This window comes from Streptomyces sp. NPDC037271 (assembly GCF_055603605.1).
This window is the reverse complement of the sequence record NZ_JBVJVN010000021.1, coordinates 1-16,893: the sequence shown is the minus strand read 5'-3', so window position 1 is coordinate 16,893 and position 16,893 is coordinate 1. Positions and strand designations below refer to the sequence as shown.

The window sequence follows — 16,893 nt, the reverse complement described above, 5'->3', positions numbered from 1 at the left end:
CATGCGCGTCATGGCCCAGATCGCCATGGTGATGAACCTCGACAAGTGCGTCGGGTGTCACACCTGTTCGGTGACCTGCAAGCAGACCTGGACCAACCGCACCGGCGTCGAGTACGCCTGGTTCAACAACGTCGAGACCAAACCGGGCATCGGCTACCCGCGCCGGTACGAGGACCAGGACCGGTGGAAGGGCGGCTGGACACTGGACCGCAGGGGCCGGCTGGTACTGCGTTCCGGTGGCCGGGTCCGGCGGCTGCTGTCGTTGTTCTCCAACCCGGACCTGCCGGTCATCGAGGACTACTACGAGCCGGTGACCTACGACTACGACAACCTGGTGAGCGCGCCCGCCGGACCGGACCTGCCGGTCGCCCGCCCACGGTCGGTCCTCACCGGCAGGCCGGCCGCCGTCACGTGGGGTGCCAACTGGGAGGACGGTCTGGGCGGTGCGCCCGAGCACGCGGGCGGCGACCCCAACCTGAGCGGCGCGTGGGCGCAGAAGGTCCGGTTCGAGTTCGAGCAGACCTTCCTGTTCCACCTCCCCAGGCTCTGCGAGCACTGCCTCAATCCGGCCTGCGTGTCGGCCTGTCCGTCCGGCGCGATGTACAAGCGGGTCGAGGACGGCCTCGTCCTGGTCGACCAGGACCGCTGCCGCGGCTGGCGGATGTGCGTGACGGCGTGCCCGTACAAGAAGGTGTACGTCAACCACGCCACCGGCAAGGCGGAGAAGTGCACGTTCTGCTTCCCGCGCGTCGAGGCGGGACAGCCCACGGTCTGCTCGGAGACGTGCGTCGGCCGGCTGCGCTACCTGGGACTGCTGCTGTACGACGCCGACCGGGTGGGGGACGCGGCGGCGACCCCGGACGAGCAGGACCTGCTGGACGCCCAGCGCGGTGTCTTCCTCGACCCGCGCGATCCGGAGGTGATCGCGGCGGCGCGCAAGTCCGGCGTTCCCGAGGACTGGCTGGAGGCGGCCCGGCGCTCGCCGGTGTACGACCTGGTCGCGCGCTACAAGGTGGCGCTGCCGCTGCATCCGGAGTACCGCACCCTTCCGATGGTCTGGTACGTACCGCCGCTCTCCCCGGTCCTCGACGCCGTCACCGTCGCCGGCGGCGACCAGGACGACCCGGACCACGTGTTCGCGGCCGTCACCCGGCTGCGCATTCCTCTCGAATACCTGGCGAGCCTGTTCACCGCCGGGGACACGGACGTGGTGGGCGGGGTGCTGATGAAGCTCACGGCACTGCGCTCGTACATGCGTGCGGTGACACTCGGCGACGAGGGCGGCGGCGCGGCTCTGAGTGCGGTCCGGCTGACCGCCTCCGAGGCCGAGGACCTGCACCGGCTGCTCGCCGTGGCGAAGTACGACGACCGCTACGTCGTGCCGGCCGCCCACAAGGAGGACGCGGCCGCGCTGAGCGCCCTGGAGAGCCGCTGCCCCGTGGAGTCCGCCGGCGGACCGGCCGACGGCAGGGTCGCCCTCGGCATGCCCGCCCTGCGCCGTACGTCGTCGGAAGGACGCGCATGAGCCCGCTGCCCGCCACCGTCCCCGCCATCGTCCGCACCCGCGTCCGCGCGGCGGTGCGGCGCCGCGCGCCGATGCCCCCCGAGGAGGCGGAGCGACGTGCTCTCCTGCTCCGTCTGCTCTCGCTGTTGACCCAGTACCCGGACGGCGAACTGACGGCGGAACGGCCACGGCTGACGTCCGTCGTCGCCGCCCTGCCCGCGTCGCACGCCGCTTCCGAACTGGGCGCCTTCATGGGCTGGTTCGGCGCCCAGGAGCCCGAGGCGCTGGCCCGCCACTACGTCGAGGTGTTCGACCTGCGCCGCAGGAGCAGCCTCTACCTCACCTACTACCTGCACGGCGACACCCGGCGTCGCGGCATGGCCCTGCTCACCCTGGCCCGGCGCTTCCGGGCGGCCGGCTGGGACGCCGACGGCGGGGAACTCCCCGACCACCTCCCGGTCGTCCTGGAGTTCGCCGCGCTCGCCGGACCCGGAGCGGGCGAGGCACCCCTGCGCCGGCACCGGCGTGGTCTGGCACTGATCCACCACGCACTCACCGAGGCGGACTCACCGTACCGGCACCTGCTGTCGGCGCTGCTGAGCCTGCTGCCGCCGGCTTCCGCAGCGGACCGGGCGGCCGTCGCCGAACTGGCGGCGCAGGGGCCTCCGGACGAGGAGGTGGGGCTCGATCCCTACGGCGCTCCCGCCAGCCACGGGGCTCACGAAGCTCATGAGGCGTACGGCAAGGGCGAGTTCGCTCCGCCCGCCACCTTCGTGCCGCCGACGCCCGCCGCACCGACCCGGCTCCCGCCCGCCGCGGCCGGACCGCACCAGGAAGGCCGTCCATGAACGCCGCAACCTCCTCCTCGGCCGCCTCGTCCGCGGGCGGCACCGGCCTCCTCCTCTGGGTCGCCGTCCCGTACATCTGTCTCGCCGTGTTCGTGGTCGGCCACGTGTGGCGCTACCGGCAGGACCAGTTCGGCTGGACGTCACGCACCAGTCAACTGCTGGAGCACCGCCTGCTGCGCTGGGGCGGCCCGCTGTTCCACCTGGGCGCGTTCATGGTGATCGCGGGGCACGTGGTGGGGCTGGCCGTACCCGCCTCCTGGACCGCGGCCGTGGGCATCGACGAGCACGTCTACCACACGACGGCTGTGTGGGCCGGTTCGGTGGCGGGTGTCGCCATGGTCGCGGGGCTCGGCATGCTGTGTGCCCGGCGGCTGCTGGCCCGGCGGATCCGGCTGGGCACCGACCGCAGCGACAAGGTGCTGTTCCCGCTGCTGTCCCTGACCGTGCTGCTGGGCATCTCCGCCACCGCCGCGCACAACGTCTTCGGCGGCGGTTACGACTACCGCGGCTCCGTCTCGGTCTGGTTCCGGGGCCTGTTCGCGCTCCGCCCGCGGCCGGAGGCGATCGCCGACGCCCCGCTGCTGTTCCAGCTGCACGCCCTGAGCGCCTGTCTGCTCTTCGCCGCCTGGCCTTTCACCCGGCTGGTGCACGTCTGGAGCGCACCGATCGGATACCTGGTCCGGCCCTACCTGGTCTACCGGCGGCGGAGATCCGCCCCGACGCCGGCACCGGTTCGGCGGCCCCGTGCCTCAGGCGCGTCCCGGCACGCCGAGTGAGTGCCCGGGCCGGCCGGGTCAGCCCGGCCGGCCCGGCATCCGGCGTCGGAGAGGGCGGGCAGCCGCTCGGGGAGACGCGACGGCGGGAGCGAGCGGCTCGTCACACCCGCGCTCGTGGCTTCGGACAGCACCCGGCCCCTTTCCGCGACCCCGCGCCCCGGCCCGCTTCCGCGCCCCGGGCCCACCGGCCCCGGGCCCCCGGCCAAGACCGTCCTCGGGGTGAGACCGCCGGCATCGCGAGGCCGTCGCGACCGTGCTCAGCGGGACGGGTGCAGCGGGGCGCCGGCCACTCCCTTCTCCCGGCCGCTCAGCACGGCGTCCAGGGTCTCCTGGGCCCACGCGCATCGACTCCGTGTACTCCCGCTCCGCCAGGCGCTGCCAGGCCAGGTCCGGGGTGACCTGCTCGTCCCGGCTCACCACCCACCAGATGTTGCCGAACGGGTCCCGGATCCTGCCGCCGCGGTCTCCCCACGCGCTGTCGGCGACCTCGGTGATCACCTCTGCCCCGTGTTGGACCGCGGACGCCATGGCCTCGTCCGCGTCCGGGACGTGGATCCGTAGCAGCGAGGGCATCGCCGGCCAGTCGGGCCGTCGGTCGAAGGCCAGCACCACCGTGTCGCCGACCCGGATCCCCCCGTGGCCCTCTGACGCGTCCTCTCGACGGTTCCCCGTGATGCGGTGACCCCTGCGGCCCAGGTCCCGAGCAGGCCGGAGCCCGTCCCGGAAGGGCGGTGCGTCGCGCGAGGGCGTGGGGACGTCCTCCCCGCCCGCCGTACGGCACCGACCGGTCGCGCGCACGGACGATCGATCTCCGTCCCTGGTTGTACGGCAAACAACGCATTGTCCAGGGACGGGAGTTGGGCTTGGATCGGGCACGTGCCCGGTGGGGGCCGGGACGGATGAATCAGGGGGGATTCATGCGCGGAAAGTTCAGATCCATGCTGTTCGCGGTCACCGCCGCGGCGTGCGCCACGGCGCTCCTGGCACCCACGGGCGCTCTGGCGTCACCGAACGGGCAGGACGTGGCCGGGGACCCGTCCCTTCAGCGTGTCACCGAGGGAGCCAACGGCCCCTCCGGGGACGCCTCCGTCAGCGCGAACGGCCGGTACGTCGTCTTCGGCTCGTCCGCGGACAACCTGGTGCCGGACGACACCAACGCCCTTCCGGACGTCTTCCTGTACGACCTGCGAACCCGCCGCACCACGCGGGTCAGCCTCACCGCGGACGGTGCCCAGGCGGCGTACGGCGGCAGTGCGCCGGTGATCAGCGCCACCGGCCGGTACGTCGTCTTCCGGTCCCGCGGCCTCGTCCAGGGACAGGACCAGGAACAGTACGGGTACTTCCGTCGCGATCTGAGGACCGGGGCGACCGACTGGGTCGGCGGTCCCGACGACCTCTACCCGGGGGACAGCAGCACGCTGACGGGTGCCTCCGTCAGCGCGGACGGACGCCACGTCTCGTTCACCGCGCGGCAGGCCCGGACCGGCCGTCCGGGCCACCGCACCGCCGTGCGGGACCTCCGCACCGGCGAGTCGGCGGTACTGGAGTCCCCCTGGGCGAGCGAAGCACACCTCAGTGACGACGGCCGCCGGCTCGTCTACTGGGAGAGCGTCCCCGCTCCCGTCCAGCATCCGCCGAGCCGGGTCTTCCTGCTGGACCTGCGAAGCGGCGAGTCCCGGCGGCTGGACGTGGCGGTGGACGGCTCCACCACCACGGCGCGTTCGGGGTACCCGGCGATCAGCGGCAACGGACGGGTCGCCGCGTTCTCCTCGTGGGCGACCGACCTGGTGCCCGGACAGGACCCCAACGGCGCGAACCACGACGTGTTCGTCACCGACCTGCGCACGGGGGCGATCCGGCGGCTCGACGCGCCCTCCCCGCAGGGCTGGAGCACCGCCCCGTCCGTGAGCCGCGACGGCCGGTACGTCGTCTTCGGCTTCACACCGTCCGGCACCACCTGGGGCACGACCCACCTGTACCGGACCGACCTGCGCACGGGGCGCACCACCGCGGTCGGTCACACCCCGGACGGGACGCCCGCGGCCGCGACCACGGGTGAGCGGCCGCTCGACGCCCACGGCCGCACCGTCGTCTTCTCGTCCGCCGACAGCGGCCTGGCGCCCGGTACTCCCAGCCCGGGCGGCGACGTGTACGTCCGGACGATGCGCTGATCCTCGCGGCGTCACCGCGCCGATGCTCTGGTCCGGGCCGCCTCAGGACGGCGGTCCGGGCCCGTCCGTCCACGATTCGAAGGGGAACCGCATCCATGCGAACCGGACTGCGATCTGCGGCCGTGGCCGCCGCGGCCGCCTGTGTCGCCGTACTGCTGTCGCCCGCGGCAGCACAGGCGGCACCGCACGACGCGCACCACGAACGGCCGGGGAAGAAGCCGAAGGCCCCGCACAGCCTCCGCCTCACCCAGGGCGCCGACGGGGAGTCGGAAGCACCGTCGCTCAGCGCCGACGGCCGCTACGCGCTCTTCACGTCGTCGGCGTCCAACCTGGTCCCCGGCGACACCAACGGCGCACCGGACGTCTTCGTACGGGATCTGAGAACCAACCGCACGCAGCGTGTCAGCACCGACGCCGCCGGAGGCCAGTCCGCGCGCGGCGCGACCGCGGGGGCGATCAGTGCGAGCGGCAGGTACGCGGTCTTCGTCTCCGCCTCGACGGACCTCATACCGGGCGAGGTCCACGACATGCCGTCGGTCTACTGGCGGGACCTGCGCAGCGGGGAGGTGAGGTACGTCGGCAACGACCTGGGGGGTTCCCTGCGCTGGGCCCTGCACGCGTCCGTCAGTGCCGACGGCCGGTACGTCGCGTTCGCCGTGAGCGAGATGGTTCCCCGGCCGGGCGCGGGGGTGGCCGTACGGGACATGCGCACCGGGGAGCTGACGAAGGAGCCGCTCCGCCTGCACCGGGACCACACCCCGCTGCTGAGCGACGACGGCGGCGTCCTGGTGTACACATGCGGCAGCTACTGGCCGTACGACAACCCGGCTTCCGACGTCATGGTGGCGGACCCGCTGACCGGCACCCGCCGGTCGCTGCACACGACGCCCGAAGGGACGCGCGGCAACGGCAGGGCGACCCAGGCCGGTGTCAGCGGCGACGGCCGCTACGCGTCCTTCACCTCGACGGCCACCGACCTCGGCCCCGAGGACACCAACGGTGCCGGTTCCAACGTGTACGTCCGCGACCTGCGCACCGACGCCCTGCGCATCGTCGAGGCACCCGACCCCACCCTCTCGACCGCCGACGGGGCGCTCAGCCGCGACGGCCGGCACCTGCTCTTCCGGGCGTTCACGACCGCGTCGGATCCGGGCACCTGGTACCTGCGCGACCTGCGCAACGGCCGCACCAAGGTGGCGATCACGGACGCCGACGGTGCGCCGGCCAAGGTGGACACCGGGGACCGGCCGCTCGACGCCCGGGCTCGGACGGTGGCCTTCTCCTCGGCGGCGGACAACCTGGCCCCCGGACCGCGCAGCCCCGAGGCGGACGCCTATGTACGCCGTCTGCGCTGACCGGGCGGACACAGGCCGCCACCGCCGCCCGGCAGGGCGCGCGGGACGTGGAGGCCGCCCGGGCGGTGCACGCTACCCGTGGTGACGGGGCTCCGCCCCAGGTTGCCTGCATCGTAGGTCCGCCTCCCCGGCGGGCCCACGGCCACGCCGGGGGGACGCGCGGACGGCTTTGCGGGTTCGGCAACGGACATGGCGTGCTCGGCGAGGAACGACGCAGGGTGTACCCATGACCGAACCGAGGAGTTCCGAGGAGCCGTACGCCGGTGCACGGGAAGGAGACGTCGCCGCTGCCCCTGTGGCCCGCGGCAGCGCGGGGCCTTCGGGGGGCGTCTTCGGTCCGGCGGGTGAGGCCGAGGTCTGCGCGCGGGTCCTGGGCGAACGCCGTCACGGCCTCGACCCGCGGCATACCCGCTGAGGTGTCCCGGCCGCTGCTGCCGCGCCAACCGGCGTCCAGCGGCCGTTCGGAGGCGATCCGTAACAGACATGTTACGTTGCATCACGTTCTGATCACTCTCGCTGGGAGGGCATCATGTCCGCCGTCGTCGGCCCGTACGAGATCCTGGACGACCGCTTCCGCACCGGACGCTGTGTGAACGGTGACAGCAGGCTGGAGGTCCTGCACGACGGCTGCCGCTGGACCGAGGGCCCGCTCTACCTCCCCGCCTGGCGCCAGGTGATCTGGAGCGACATCCCCAATGACCGCATCATGCGCTGGGACGAGGCCACCGGCGCGGTCGGCGTCTTCCGGACCCCGGCCGGCAACAGCAACGGCAACACCCTCGACCGGCAGGGCCGCCTGGTCACCTGCGAACAGGGCAACCGCCGCGTCACCCGCACCGAACCCGACGGGACCGTGACCGTCCTCGCCGACCGCTACGACGGCAAGCGGCTCAACAGTCCGAACGACTCCGTCGTACGTTCCGACGGCACCATCTGGTTCTCCGACCCGGACTTCGGCATCCTCAGCGACTACGAGGGGCATCGCGCCCAGTCCGAGATCGGCGCGTGCAACGTGTACCGGATCGACCCGGCCTCGGGGGACGTCCGGCTCGCCGCCGACGGCTTCGACGGACCCAACGGCGTCGTCCTGTCCCCCGACGAGAAGCGGCTGTACGTTTCCGACTCCCGGGCCGCCCGGATCCACGCCTTCGACATCCGCGAGGACGGCACGCTGTCCGCCGGGAAGGTCTTCGCCGAGGGCTGGGGGGACGTGCACTTCGACAACATCCGCTTCGACGACGAGGGCCGCCTGTGGGCCGCCGCGCTGGACGACGGTGTCCACTGCTACGACCCCGACGGCACCCTCATCGGCCGGCTGCGCGTGCCCGAGCCCGTCTCCAACATCGCTTTCGGGGGCCCGAAGAACAACCGCCTGTTCATCACGGCGACCACCTCCCTGTACTCACTGGTGATGTCGGTGACGGGCGCGCCGCGTCTTTAGGCCCACTGTCGTCCGGCCGCCTGCGCCGCCTTGGCCGACGACCGCGGCCGGTGACGTACCGCCCACGACGGCGGCCGCGTCACCGCTGCCGTGCGCGGTACAGGTCGCGCAGCAGGGCGATCTCGGCCCCGTGGTGCAGTACTTCCTGGTTGACCCACCAGACGATGTCGATGAACGGGCTCTGGGCGTCGCTGCCATGGGGGTACGTGCACCGGCCGACGGTGTCCAGCGCGGCGTCGTCGGTCTCCAGCAGCGCTTCCCGCCAGGCGGAGGCGCCCGTGCCGAAGGCCGCGACGGCTTCCGCCGCGCCGCCGCTGACGACGTAGTCGTCACGGGTGAGGGTGTGGGTGCCGGCCGTGTGGTCCGCCCGCAGGAAGAGCATCTCGCTGAGGTGGGTCAGCCGCCACGCGAGGGTCGTGAAGGGCGGCGGTGAGGGATGCGGGTACGGCGCGGCGTCCCTGCCCCAGTCGCCGGCGCCGGTCAGAAGGGTCGCGCGCGGCCCCGGCCGGTGCGCCCGCCGCCGGACCGACCAGCAGTCCGGCACCGGCTCCCAGAAGTACTCCTCGTCCGTCAGGGGACTCACCCCGGTCTCCGCCCCGTCCCCGCTGTCCATGACCGGCCCGGTGATACGGCCGGTGAGGCGCTCGCACGCCCATGCGAACTCTTCCAGCAACGGAGCCAGACGAGACGGTGCCATCGGACACTCCTGCCACGAACGAGACGAGCCCCCGGAGGGACGACGGCCTTGCCGACCGGTCAGCCTGGCACAAACGCCGGCGTTCCGCGCCTCTTTTCCGCCGGGCCTCCGTCGCCGCACCCGGAGGAGTCGCGACAGGTGACCGGAAGTGCGCAGGAATGACCGGGGCGGCCACGGAAAAGTGAACCGGTGTACAGGAAAAGGCCGTTGCGACGTAGGTTGTGGTGAAGCACCCATGCCTCGGCTGAAAGACGGACGTACCCATGAGCGACCCCGCGACGACATCCGGCCCCGCAGCGCACCACAAGATCGACACCTCGGTGCCGCATTCCGCCCGGATCTGGAACTACTGGCTGGGCGGGAAGGACAACTACCCCGTCGACGAGGCGGCCGGCGACGCGTACACCGCCGTCTTCCCCGGCATCGTCACCATCGCCCGCAGCAGCCGTGCCTTCCTGCGCCGCACCATCACGTACCTGGTCGCCGAGGCGGGTGTCCGGCAGTTCCTCGACATCGGGACGGGTCTGCCGACCGCCGACAACACCCATGAGGTCGCCCAGCGCATCGCCCCCGAAACCCGGATCGTCTACGTCGACAACGATCCGATGGTCCTCGCCCACGCCCGCGCGCTGCTCTACTCGACTCCCGAGGGGGCGACCGCCTACATCGACTCCGACGTACTCGACCCCGACAGTGTCCTGACGGCCGCAGCGAAGACGCTGGACTTCGACCGGCCCGTCGCCCTGGTCCTCAGCAACATCCTGGGCCACGTGGCGGACTACGACCGGGCGCGTTCCCTCGTCACCCATCTGATGGGCGCACTGCCGTCCGGCAGCTACCTCTCCGTCAACGACGGCTCGCGGGGCATCGATCCGGAATTCGACCGGGCCCAGGACGCCTACAACGAGAGCGGTGCCGCTCCGTACGTCCTGCGCACCGTCGATCAGATCACGGCGTTCTTCGACGGCCTGGAGCTCGTGGACCCCGGTGTCGTCCCGGTCACCCGCTGGCGTCCGGAGGCCGGTTCCGCCGCTCCGGAGCTCATCGGCGAACACGGCGGCCTGGCCCGCAAGCCGTGACGCGCTGACCGCGGACGCCATCGCCGCGACCGGAACGGCACAGGGCTCACCACTGAACGACAGAGGGCTCACCGCCACAGGCGCGGCGTCCGCGGGGTACCACAGCGGATCCGGGGGATCCGCTCCGTGGTCGATGCCGACAGGCCCGGGCGGGTGAGCCGCCGTCACCGGAACGCCCGTCACCGGAGTCCGGCAGGGAGCGGTTTCCATGTCCGAGTGGCCGTTGCCCGAGACGTTCCCCCGGTGTTCCGGGGCCGTCCGCCGGGACCGGCTGGGCGGAGTGGACCGGCCACCGCTGGTCCTGCTGCACGGCACGCCGTTCTCCTCGTACGTCTGGCGTGCGGTGGCCCGTTCGCCGGCATGTGACCATCAGGTGGTCGTCTGGGACATGCCCGGCTACGGGACATCGGAGAAGTCCGCGGGCCATGATGTGTCCCTGGCCGCCCAGGGCCGGGCCTTCACCGAGTTGCTGGACCACTGGGGCCTGGAGGATCCTCTCGTGGTCGCCCACGACTTCGGCGGCGCCGTCGCTCTGCGGGCCCGTCTCCTGCACGGCGCCGGCTACCGGGCCCTCGCCCTGGTGGATCCCGTCGCACTGGCGCCATGGGGATCGCCGTTCTTCCGGCTGGTCCGCTTACACGAGGAGGTCTTCGAGGGACTGCCGCCGGCGCTCCATCGGGCTCTGGTCCGCGAGTACGTGGGTTCCGCCAGCAGCCCGGGGCCGCATCCCGCGGTGCTGGACCGGCTCGTCGAACCCTGGCTCGGCGAGTCGGGGCAGCCGGCCTTCTACCGGCAGTTCGCCCAGGCCGACCAGCGTCACACCGACGAGCTCCAGGACCGGTACTCCGGCATCGGTGTCCCGCCACTGATCCGCTGGGGCGAGGACGATGCGTGGATTCCCGCGGCGAAGGGACGCGAACTCGCCGCCGCCGTCCCCGGCGCCCAGTGGGAGCCGATCGCTCACGCGGGCCATCTCGTCCAGGAGGACCCGCCCTCCGAACTCACGGCCGCCCTGCTCGCCTTCCTGCGGCGCCTTCCCCGAGGAAGGGCCGCGACGCGCGGGGCACGCACAGGACACCGGCGCGGTGCCCGGGAACCGATCGGCGCCCGGGCACCGCGCCCTGTCCGGTGGTCTCCCGGTCAGGCGGGGGTGATGTTCTCCGCCTGCGGGCCCTTCTGGCCCTGGGTGATGTCGAAGGTGACGGCCTGGCCTTCCTGCAGCTCGCGGTAGCCGGTGGCGTTGATGTTGGAGTAGTGCGCGAAGACGTCGGGGCCGCCGCCGTCCTGCGCGATGAAGCCGAAGCCCTTTTCAGAGTTGAACCACTTGACGGTTCCGCTGGCCATGCCTTTGCCTTTCAGCCGATATCGGATCCGCACCGTGCGAACCCGGAGGTGGTCGTCCTGGTCCTCCGGTATTGCACAGCAAACCGCCCGCACTCCGGCGCGGGCGGTCTGGGCGAACCACGACATCTGCTGCTGACGCTACACGGCATGTCCGAGCCTCACCAGTGAGTAAGCGGTGTGAGCGGCAACGATGTTGCGGTCCAAAGCCCGTGACGGCGTGCGAGTCGGAGTCCTGCGAGGCCCTCCGGCAGGTGCTCGGCCGCCGCCGTGGCCCCCGGTACTCCCGGCACTTCGACGATCTTCGCGGCGCGGACCCGTCACCGGAGCGTCGTCACACCCCGGGCATCAGCCGGACCCGGCCTCGCCGCACGAGGTGACGGGGAGCGTCCCGCGCGGGCTCCACGGCGTCCCGCCGGTACCGGACGTACGTCCGCCTGGGCCATACGGGGGAGACGGCGAGGCGGCCGCACCACCCGGTTGTGCGAGTGGTCTAGCAATGAGTAGTCCACACACGGAGTCGGAGATCGATATGACCGTCAGGAAAGCGCTGGCCCCGGTGATCGGCGCTGTCATGTGCGCCGCCGTGCTGGGAACCGGCTGCGACCGGCAGCAGCCGGGCGCCTCCCCCCAGGACTCACAGACGTCCGGCCGGCCCGCGTCACGACCGGCGACCCCCCACCCCGCTCCCCCACGCTCCTTTCCCCGCCCCCTTCCCGGGCTGGGACCGGCGATGCGGGCCCGGGTCCCCGACGCCTCCCGGCAGGCCCTGGTGGTCTCGGGCGCGACGGAGAACTCGTCCGAGGCACGGGCGGTGCTGTACGAGCAGTACCCCGCACAGGGCTGGCGTGCGGTCGCCGGCCCCTGGCCCGCCCACAACGGCGTGCGCGGCTGGACCGACGACCACGAGGCGGGCGACCTGCACACGCCGACCGGCGTCTTCCGCCTCAGTGACGCCGGGGGCCGGCTGCCCGACCCGGGGACCCGGCTCCCCTACGACCAGGACCCGGAGTTCGCCGTGTCGGGCACCGGGCATCTCGGCGAACCGCTGGAGGGATCCTTCGACTACGTGATCGCCATCGACTACAACCGGGTGCCCGGCACCACCCCGCTGGACAAGACCCGCCCGCTGGGTGAGGACAAGGGCGGCGGTGTCTGGATCCACGTGGACCACGACGGACCGACCAACGCCTGCGTGTCCCTGAGCGAGGAACACATGCGCGCGTTGCTCACCGCCCTGGACCCGGACAAGGAGCCGGTCGTCGTCATGGGACCGGAGTCGTTCCTGGCGCAGTAGCACGCCCCCCGGGCGTCCACCCGCCCCTGGACGCCCGGTGCGAGACGACACCGGACCACTGCGTCCGCCGGTCCGGACCGGGCGTACCGGTTCCTGTCACGCGGGCTTGACTGGGCGGGTCGCGCTCGGCCTACTGGAGACGCAACTGGGCGTATTCGGAGGACTGGTCCGGTGTTGGCCCGAATGTCAGCCCCCGGCCGGAACGCAGGTCAGGAGTCCGACAGTGCGGCTTCGATGGGCAGCGGCGGTGTTCGTACTGACATGGGCACTGCTGTATCTCATCGCCCCTCGGCCACCGGGGCCTTCGGAGCCGGTGCCGGACCGTGACCCGGCGGCGGTATCGGCGTCGATGACGGTGGCGTTCGAAACGGCCGTCGAACCGTGCCCGCGCGAAGAGGATCCGTCACCGCGCCAGGTCGCCGCCCGGTCGCCGAGGGGCACGGGATCGGTCGGGGCCGACGACGTGGCCGCCCGCGCCGGGGCGTGGACACGCTCGGCGCGGCAGGACGGCACGGACTCTCGCCCGCCGGGGCCGGCAGGCGGCCGGGGAGTACCCGGGGCCGCCCGAAACGGGGCCGAACCGCAGGCGTTGCGCTGCTGAGCCACGGCAGTACCCGACGAGGCCTGCGCCGCGCGGCCCGAGTACTGCCCGCCGAAACGCGGTCTCCAGCAGGCCTTCGTGTGTCCGGAGTTCCGACGACGCAGGAGGCAGGCGAATGTCCGAGAAGCACATAGACGTGGTCCGGCCGGGAGAACTCGGCGCGGACGACCGGAAGATGTGGCGGGAGATCAGGGCCGCGTCCGCGACGCCGGCGAATCCCTTCATGGACCCGGCGTTCACCGCGGCCGTCGGGCTGGTCAGGCCGGGGGCCAGAGTCGCGGTGCTGCGGGAGGACGGATCACCGGTCGGATACTTCCCGCACGAACGGGGCCTCGCGGGGCGCGGGCGGGCCATCGGGCTCGGGGTGTCGGACAGTCAGGGCATGGCGCTGCGCGAGGGCGTCCGCCCGGACGCCCACGCCCTGCTGCGGGCCTGCGCCCTGTCGTCCTGGGAGTTCGACAGCCTCGAGGCCGGCCAGGGCCTGTTCCTGCCCCACGCGACCGAGGAACTCGCTTCCCCGGTCGTCGACCTCGGTGACGGATACGAGCGGTATGCGCAGAACCTGCGCCGGAACTCGCCGGGCTTCCTCAAACAGACCCTCGCCAAGGAGCGGAAACTCGCCCGCCAGGTCGGCGAGGTGCGCTTCGTGTACGACGACCCGGATCCCGGGGCGCTGCGGACACTGATGCGCTGGAAATCCGCCCAGTACCGGCGGACGGGCCGGCGGGACCGGTTCGCGCAGGCGTGGATCACCCGGCTGGTGGAACTGCTCGCCCGGAGCGACGATCCCGAGTGCCGGGGAGTGCTGTCCGTGCTCTACGCCGCCGGCCGGCCGGTGGCCGCCCACTTCGGGCTGCGCTCGCCCACCGTCCTGTCCTGGTGGTTCCCGGCGTACGACCGCGCGTACGGCAGGTACTCCCCCGGGCTTCTGCTGCTGTTGCGGATGCTGGACGCGGCTGCCGCCGACGGGATCGAGCTGGTCGACCTGGGCAGCGGGCCGGCGCGCTACAAGGAGTCGTTCAAGACGCGTGACCTGCGGGTCAACGCGGGCGCCGTGGTACGCCCGGGCCCCGGCGGCGCCCTCTACCGGTTGGGACGGGAGCCGGTGCGAGCCGCCCGCCGGTTCGTACGCGACCGGCCGGGCCTGGCCCGCGCCGCCGCCCGGACGCTGGAGGAACTGGGACGCCTGCGCGAGCGCTGACACCACGCAGGGCGGACACGGCGTCGCGGCGCTCCCGCCACGGCCCACGGTTGCGCACCGTGTGCCGTGGCGGACCTGTGCCGTACACCGGTGCTCAGCCGACGGGCGGCATGTCGGTGGGCGTCGAGTCGAGGCCGGGCCTGCGCGCACGCCAGGCACCCCTGGTGAAGTCGGGGATCTCGACCGGTCGGCCGCCCCTGGCCAGCGAGGTGACGCTCAGGGGAACGGGCGCGCACCAGGCGGCCGAGTCGTAGACGTCGATGTCCGGCACCAGTCCCGCCCGCATCAGCTGGACGGTGCGCCACTGCAGGATGTAGTCCATCCCGCCGTGGCCGCCGTTGTTCGCGGCGTCGTCGCCGACCTTCTGCCACAGCCAGTGGTCGTACTCCTTGCGGTAGCTCTCGAAGTCGCGCCAGGTGTGGCCGCCGTGGTCCGGTTCGACGTAGATCCGGGCCCCGGTCGGGGAGGGTCCCGCGTAGTCCTCGACGATGCCGCGGCTGCCGGCGAGGGTGTTGATCCGGCTGTACGGCCGGGGCGAACTCACGTCGTGCTCCGCCCGGATCGTCCTGCCCTTCGCCGTTTCGATCACGCAGGTGACCAGGTCACCGTTGATGTAGGTCTCTTTCCAGCTGGGGTGGTCCCGCGGTACGAAGCGTGCCCGGTAGTCGGCCAGCCCCTTGGGGGCCGTGGCGGTGGCGCGCAGCGTGGTCATGCGGTCGCCGCGGTTGACGTCCATGGCCGCCGCGATCGGCGCCAGACCGTGCATGGGGTAGAAGGAGGCGGTGCTGCGGGTGTGCCACAGGCGCCGCCAGGAGTCGGTGTAGTAGGTGTCGGAGAAGAGGAGTTCGCGCAGGTCGTGGAGGTAGCCGCCGTGGCCGTTGGTGAGGTCCCCGAACAGGCCGTCGTGCGCCGCCCTGAGCATGGCCAGCTCGTTGCGGCCGTAGTTGCAGTTCTCGGACAGGAGCAGGTGCCTGCGGGTGCGCTCCGAGGTCTCGACCAGGTCCCACAGCTGACGCAGCTCCGTCGCGATAGGGAGTTCCACCACGGCGTGCCTGCCGCTGAGCAGCGCCGCCCTGCCGTGCTCGTAGTGGAACTCCCACGGCGTGGCCACGTACACCAGGTCGATGTCGTCCCGCGCGAGCATCCGGGCGTAGGAGTCGGCCGAGCCTCCGTACTCCGCGGGGCGTGGTCTGCCCTTGCCCTCCAGGCGGTCGGCGGCGCGTTTCGCCCGGTCGGCGCGGATGTCGCAGACGGCGGTCACGGTGCAGCCGGGGACGGCCGCCCAGCCGGTGATCATGCCGCTGCCCCGGTTGCCGAGGCCGATGACGCCGACGCGGACGGTTCGGTGGGCGTCGAACGGGACGCCGATCATCGACCTCTGGCCGGGCCTGCGGCGGGGCGTCTGCTCGGCCGCCGAGGCGGACGGGGCCGAGGCGGTCATCCCGGCCGCGAGCGCTCCGGTGGCGACGGCGCCGCCCAGGAGCAGTCGGCGTGAGACAGCGGGCGTTTCGGACATGACGGCAACACTCCTCGTGGGTGGTCGGCATCACGGTCGGGGCACTGTCGGGCGTTTTCGAGCACGGTGGAGCGCGGTCGAGCTGTCGAACACGTTCGGGGCATGACTCTGCGGGCTCGGCCGTTACATGTCAATACGTGCTCGATACAAAGCCGTTCCGAGCACTTCCACGCATCGAAGGGGGCGTTCCGTTCCGTCCTGCACCACTCCGCGTGCCGAGAGCGTGAGGGGGTCGGCCGACGGGTCGACCGCGCCGGCACGTCAAGGACCAGGTGCGCACGCCACGTCGGACCGCCGCGAAGGCCGCCGGGTACCGCGCTGCCGGTACGGGCTGCGTGGACGAGGTGCCCACGTGTCCCGCCCCCTGGCGGGGACGGTCAGAACAGCCGCTCCTGCGCGGGTGAGGGCCGTCCCCGCCGGTTCCGGCGGGGGGTGCTCGGTGCGGGTGCCGTCTCCCCGAACAGCGGTGCCGTGCCGTACTCGTCCGGCTCGGCCGGGACGGTGGTGGGCCCGGTGCCCACGTTGAGGACCAGCGGGGCGTCCCGGTCGAAATCGCCCGGTGTCATCGCCACCCACTCACGGTCCTGCCGCTCATCCACGCACCGACACCTCTCTCGCGCCGCCCGCCGCGACCACGCGACGCTACCAGCCCCGCGGCAGCCCGGTGATCACGGCTCCCGCCCGGCTCGCTTCCATCGTTCCCGGACATCCGGCAACCGACGCGTCATGGCTGGTTGTTCGCGTTGTTCGAGTTGTTCGAGTTGTTCGAGGAAAAGCAGTCGCCTTGATTCGAGGAAGAACAGTCGCCGATCAGTTCCGCCCGTCCTCGTCACGGTGAGGCGAGCACCCTGGAGTCGGGCGTGGGCCGGGTGTCCGCGCGCCCGGCGTGTGGTCCGGGCCGCGGAACGGCCCGCGTACCGGCGCGGTGGTCACGATCGGCCCATGGTCCTGTGCCGGGCGAGGCCGGTGGCCGGCGGGGCGGCGCAGACCGGTGGGGGGGGGGGGGGGGGGGGGGGGGGGGGGGGGGGGGGGGGACAGGAGAGGGGGGGGGGCCTCCCCCCCAGTC

The 16,893-nt window shown here is 72.5% G+C and carries 14 protein-coding genes and 1 pseudogene; 10 read left to right on the top strand and 5 right to left on the bottom strand.

Translation table 11 applies throughout. The features are described from left to right. Nucleotide 1: 1 nt before the first annotated feature. The 3 genes from narH to narI are packed head-to-tail and all read left to right on the top strand — an operon-like array spanning nt 2 to nt 3,128. A complete protein-coding gene (gene narH / locus ACZ7G3_RS27525; protein WP_470928648.1) occupies nt 2-1,525 on the top strand; it encodes a nitrate reductase subunit beta in 1,524 nt (507 codons plus the stop codon). Then, nucleotides 1,522-2,352, top strand: coding sequence for a nitrate reductase molybdenum cofactor assembly chaperone (gene narJ / locus ACZ7G3_RS27520; RefSeq protein WP_470928647.1), 831 nt, complete (start codon nt 1,522-1,524; stop codon nt 2,350-2,352). Before narH ends, narJ begins: the two co-directional genes overlap by 4 nt. Further along, nucleotides 2,349-3,128 (top strand): respiratory nitrate reductase subunit gamma, encoded by a 780-nt coding sequence (gene narI, locus ACZ7G3_RS27515; protein ID WP_470928646.1) that lies wholly within the window; start codon nt 2,349-2,351, stop codon nt 3,126-3,128. The genes narJ and narI overlap by 4 nt, the downstream gene beginning before the upstream one ends. Before the next feature lie 18 nt (nt 3,129-3,146). Here the strand turns inward: narI and ACZ7G3_RS27510 are convergent, their stop codons facing one another. Continuing rightward, nucleotides 3,147-3,737 (bottom strand): VOC family protein, encoded by a 591-nt coding sequence (locus tag ACZ7G3_RS27510; protein WP_470928716.1) that lies wholly within the window; start codon nt 3,735-3,737, stop codon nt 3,147-3,149. Between the two features lie 308 nt (nt 3,738-4,045). On the opposite strand from ACZ7G3_RS27510, the gene ACZ7G3_RS27505 reads away from it, so the two are divergent. From ACZ7G3_RS27505 to ACZ7G3_RS27495, 3 genes are all read left to right on the top strand, one after another. Continuing rightward, nucleotides 4,046-5,299, top strand: coding sequence for a TolB family protein (locus ACZ7G3_RS27505; RefSeq protein ID WP_470928645.1), 1,254 nt, complete (start codon nt 4,046-4,048; stop codon nt 5,297-5,299). 95 nt (nt 5,300-5,394) lie between these two features. Then, nucleotides 5,395-6,654 (top strand): hypothetical protein, encoded by a 1,260-nt coding sequence (locus tag ACZ7G3_RS27500; protein ID WP_470928644.1) that lies wholly within the window; start codon nt 5,395-5,397, stop codon nt 6,652-6,654. Nucleotides 6,655-7,183: 529 nt separating this feature from the next. After that, complete coding sequence (locus ACZ7G3_RS27495; protein WP_470928643.1) at nt 7,184-8,095, top strand: SMP-30/gluconolactonase/LRE family protein; 912 nt, start codon at nt 7,184-7,186, stop codon at nt 8,093-8,095. Between the two features lie 79 nt (nt 8,096-8,174). Here ACZ7G3_RS27495 and ACZ7G3_RS27490 read toward each other — a convergent pair whose 3' ends face one another. Next, nucleotides 8,175-8,792 (bottom strand): DinB family protein, encoded by a 618-nt coding sequence (locus ACZ7G3_RS27490; protein WP_426597559.1) that lies wholly within the window; start codon nt 8,790-8,792, stop codon nt 8,175-8,177. A 263-nt stretch (nt 8,793-9,055) separates the two neighbouring features. Between ACZ7G3_RS27490 and ACZ7G3_RS27485 the strand changes: the two genes are divergently transcribed. Further along, nucleotides 9,056-9,871: an SAM-dependent methyltransferase gene (locus ACZ7G3_RS27485; RefSeq protein ID WP_470928642.1), complete on the top strand. Its 816-nt coding sequence runs from the start codon at nt 9,056-9,058 to the stop codon at nt 9,869-9,871. 208 nt (nt 9,872-10,079) lie between these two features. Beyond that, nucleotides 10,080-10,901 (top strand): annotated as a pseudogene (locus ACZ7G3_RS27480) (alpha/beta fold hydrolase); the annotation flags it as partial. A gap of 110 nt (nt 10,902-11,011) precedes the next feature. On the opposite strand, the gene ACZ7G3_RS27475 reads toward ACZ7G3_RS27480, so the two are convergent. Beyond that, complete coding sequence (locus tag ACZ7G3_RS27475; RefSeq protein ID WP_019330262.1) at nt 11,012-11,215, bottom strand: cold-shock protein; 204 nt, start codon at nt 11,213-11,215, stop codon at nt 11,012-11,014. 529 nt (nt 11,216-11,744) lie between these two features. On the opposite strand from ACZ7G3_RS27475, the gene ACZ7G3_RS27470 reads away from it, so the two are divergent. Both ACZ7G3_RS27470 and ACZ7G3_RS27465 read left to right on the top strand, forming a co-directional pair. Then, entirely contained in the window at nt 11,745-12,509 is a 765-nt protein-coding gene (locus ACZ7G3_RS27470) for a L,D-transpeptidase family protein (RefSeq protein ID WP_470928641.1), read from the top strand. 716 nt (nt 12,510-13,225) lie between these two features. After that, nucleotides 13,226-14,311, top strand: a complete 1,086-nt coding sequence (locus ACZ7G3_RS27465; RefSeq protein WP_470928640.1) for a GNAT family N-acetyltransferase — start codon at nt 13,226-13,228, stop codon at nt 14,309-14,311. 94 nt (nt 14,312-14,405) lie between these two features. Here the strand turns inward: ACZ7G3_RS27465 and ACZ7G3_RS27460 are convergent, their stop codons facing one another. Both ACZ7G3_RS27460 and ACZ7G3_RS27455 read right to left on the bottom strand, forming a co-directional pair. Next, complete coding sequence (locus tag ACZ7G3_RS27460) at nt 14,406-15,827, bottom strand: Gfo/Idh/MocA family protein (RefSeq protein ID WP_470928639.1); 1,422 nt, start codon at nt 15,825-15,827, stop codon at nt 14,406-14,408. 377 nt (nt 15,828-16,204) lie between these two features. Beyond that, nucleotides 16,205-16,426, bottom strand: a complete 222-nt coding sequence (locus ACZ7G3_RS27455) for a hypothetical protein (protein WP_426597564.1) — start codon at nt 16,424-16,426, stop codon at nt 16,205-16,207. Between the last annotated feature and the right edge of the window lie 467 nt (nt 16,427-16,893).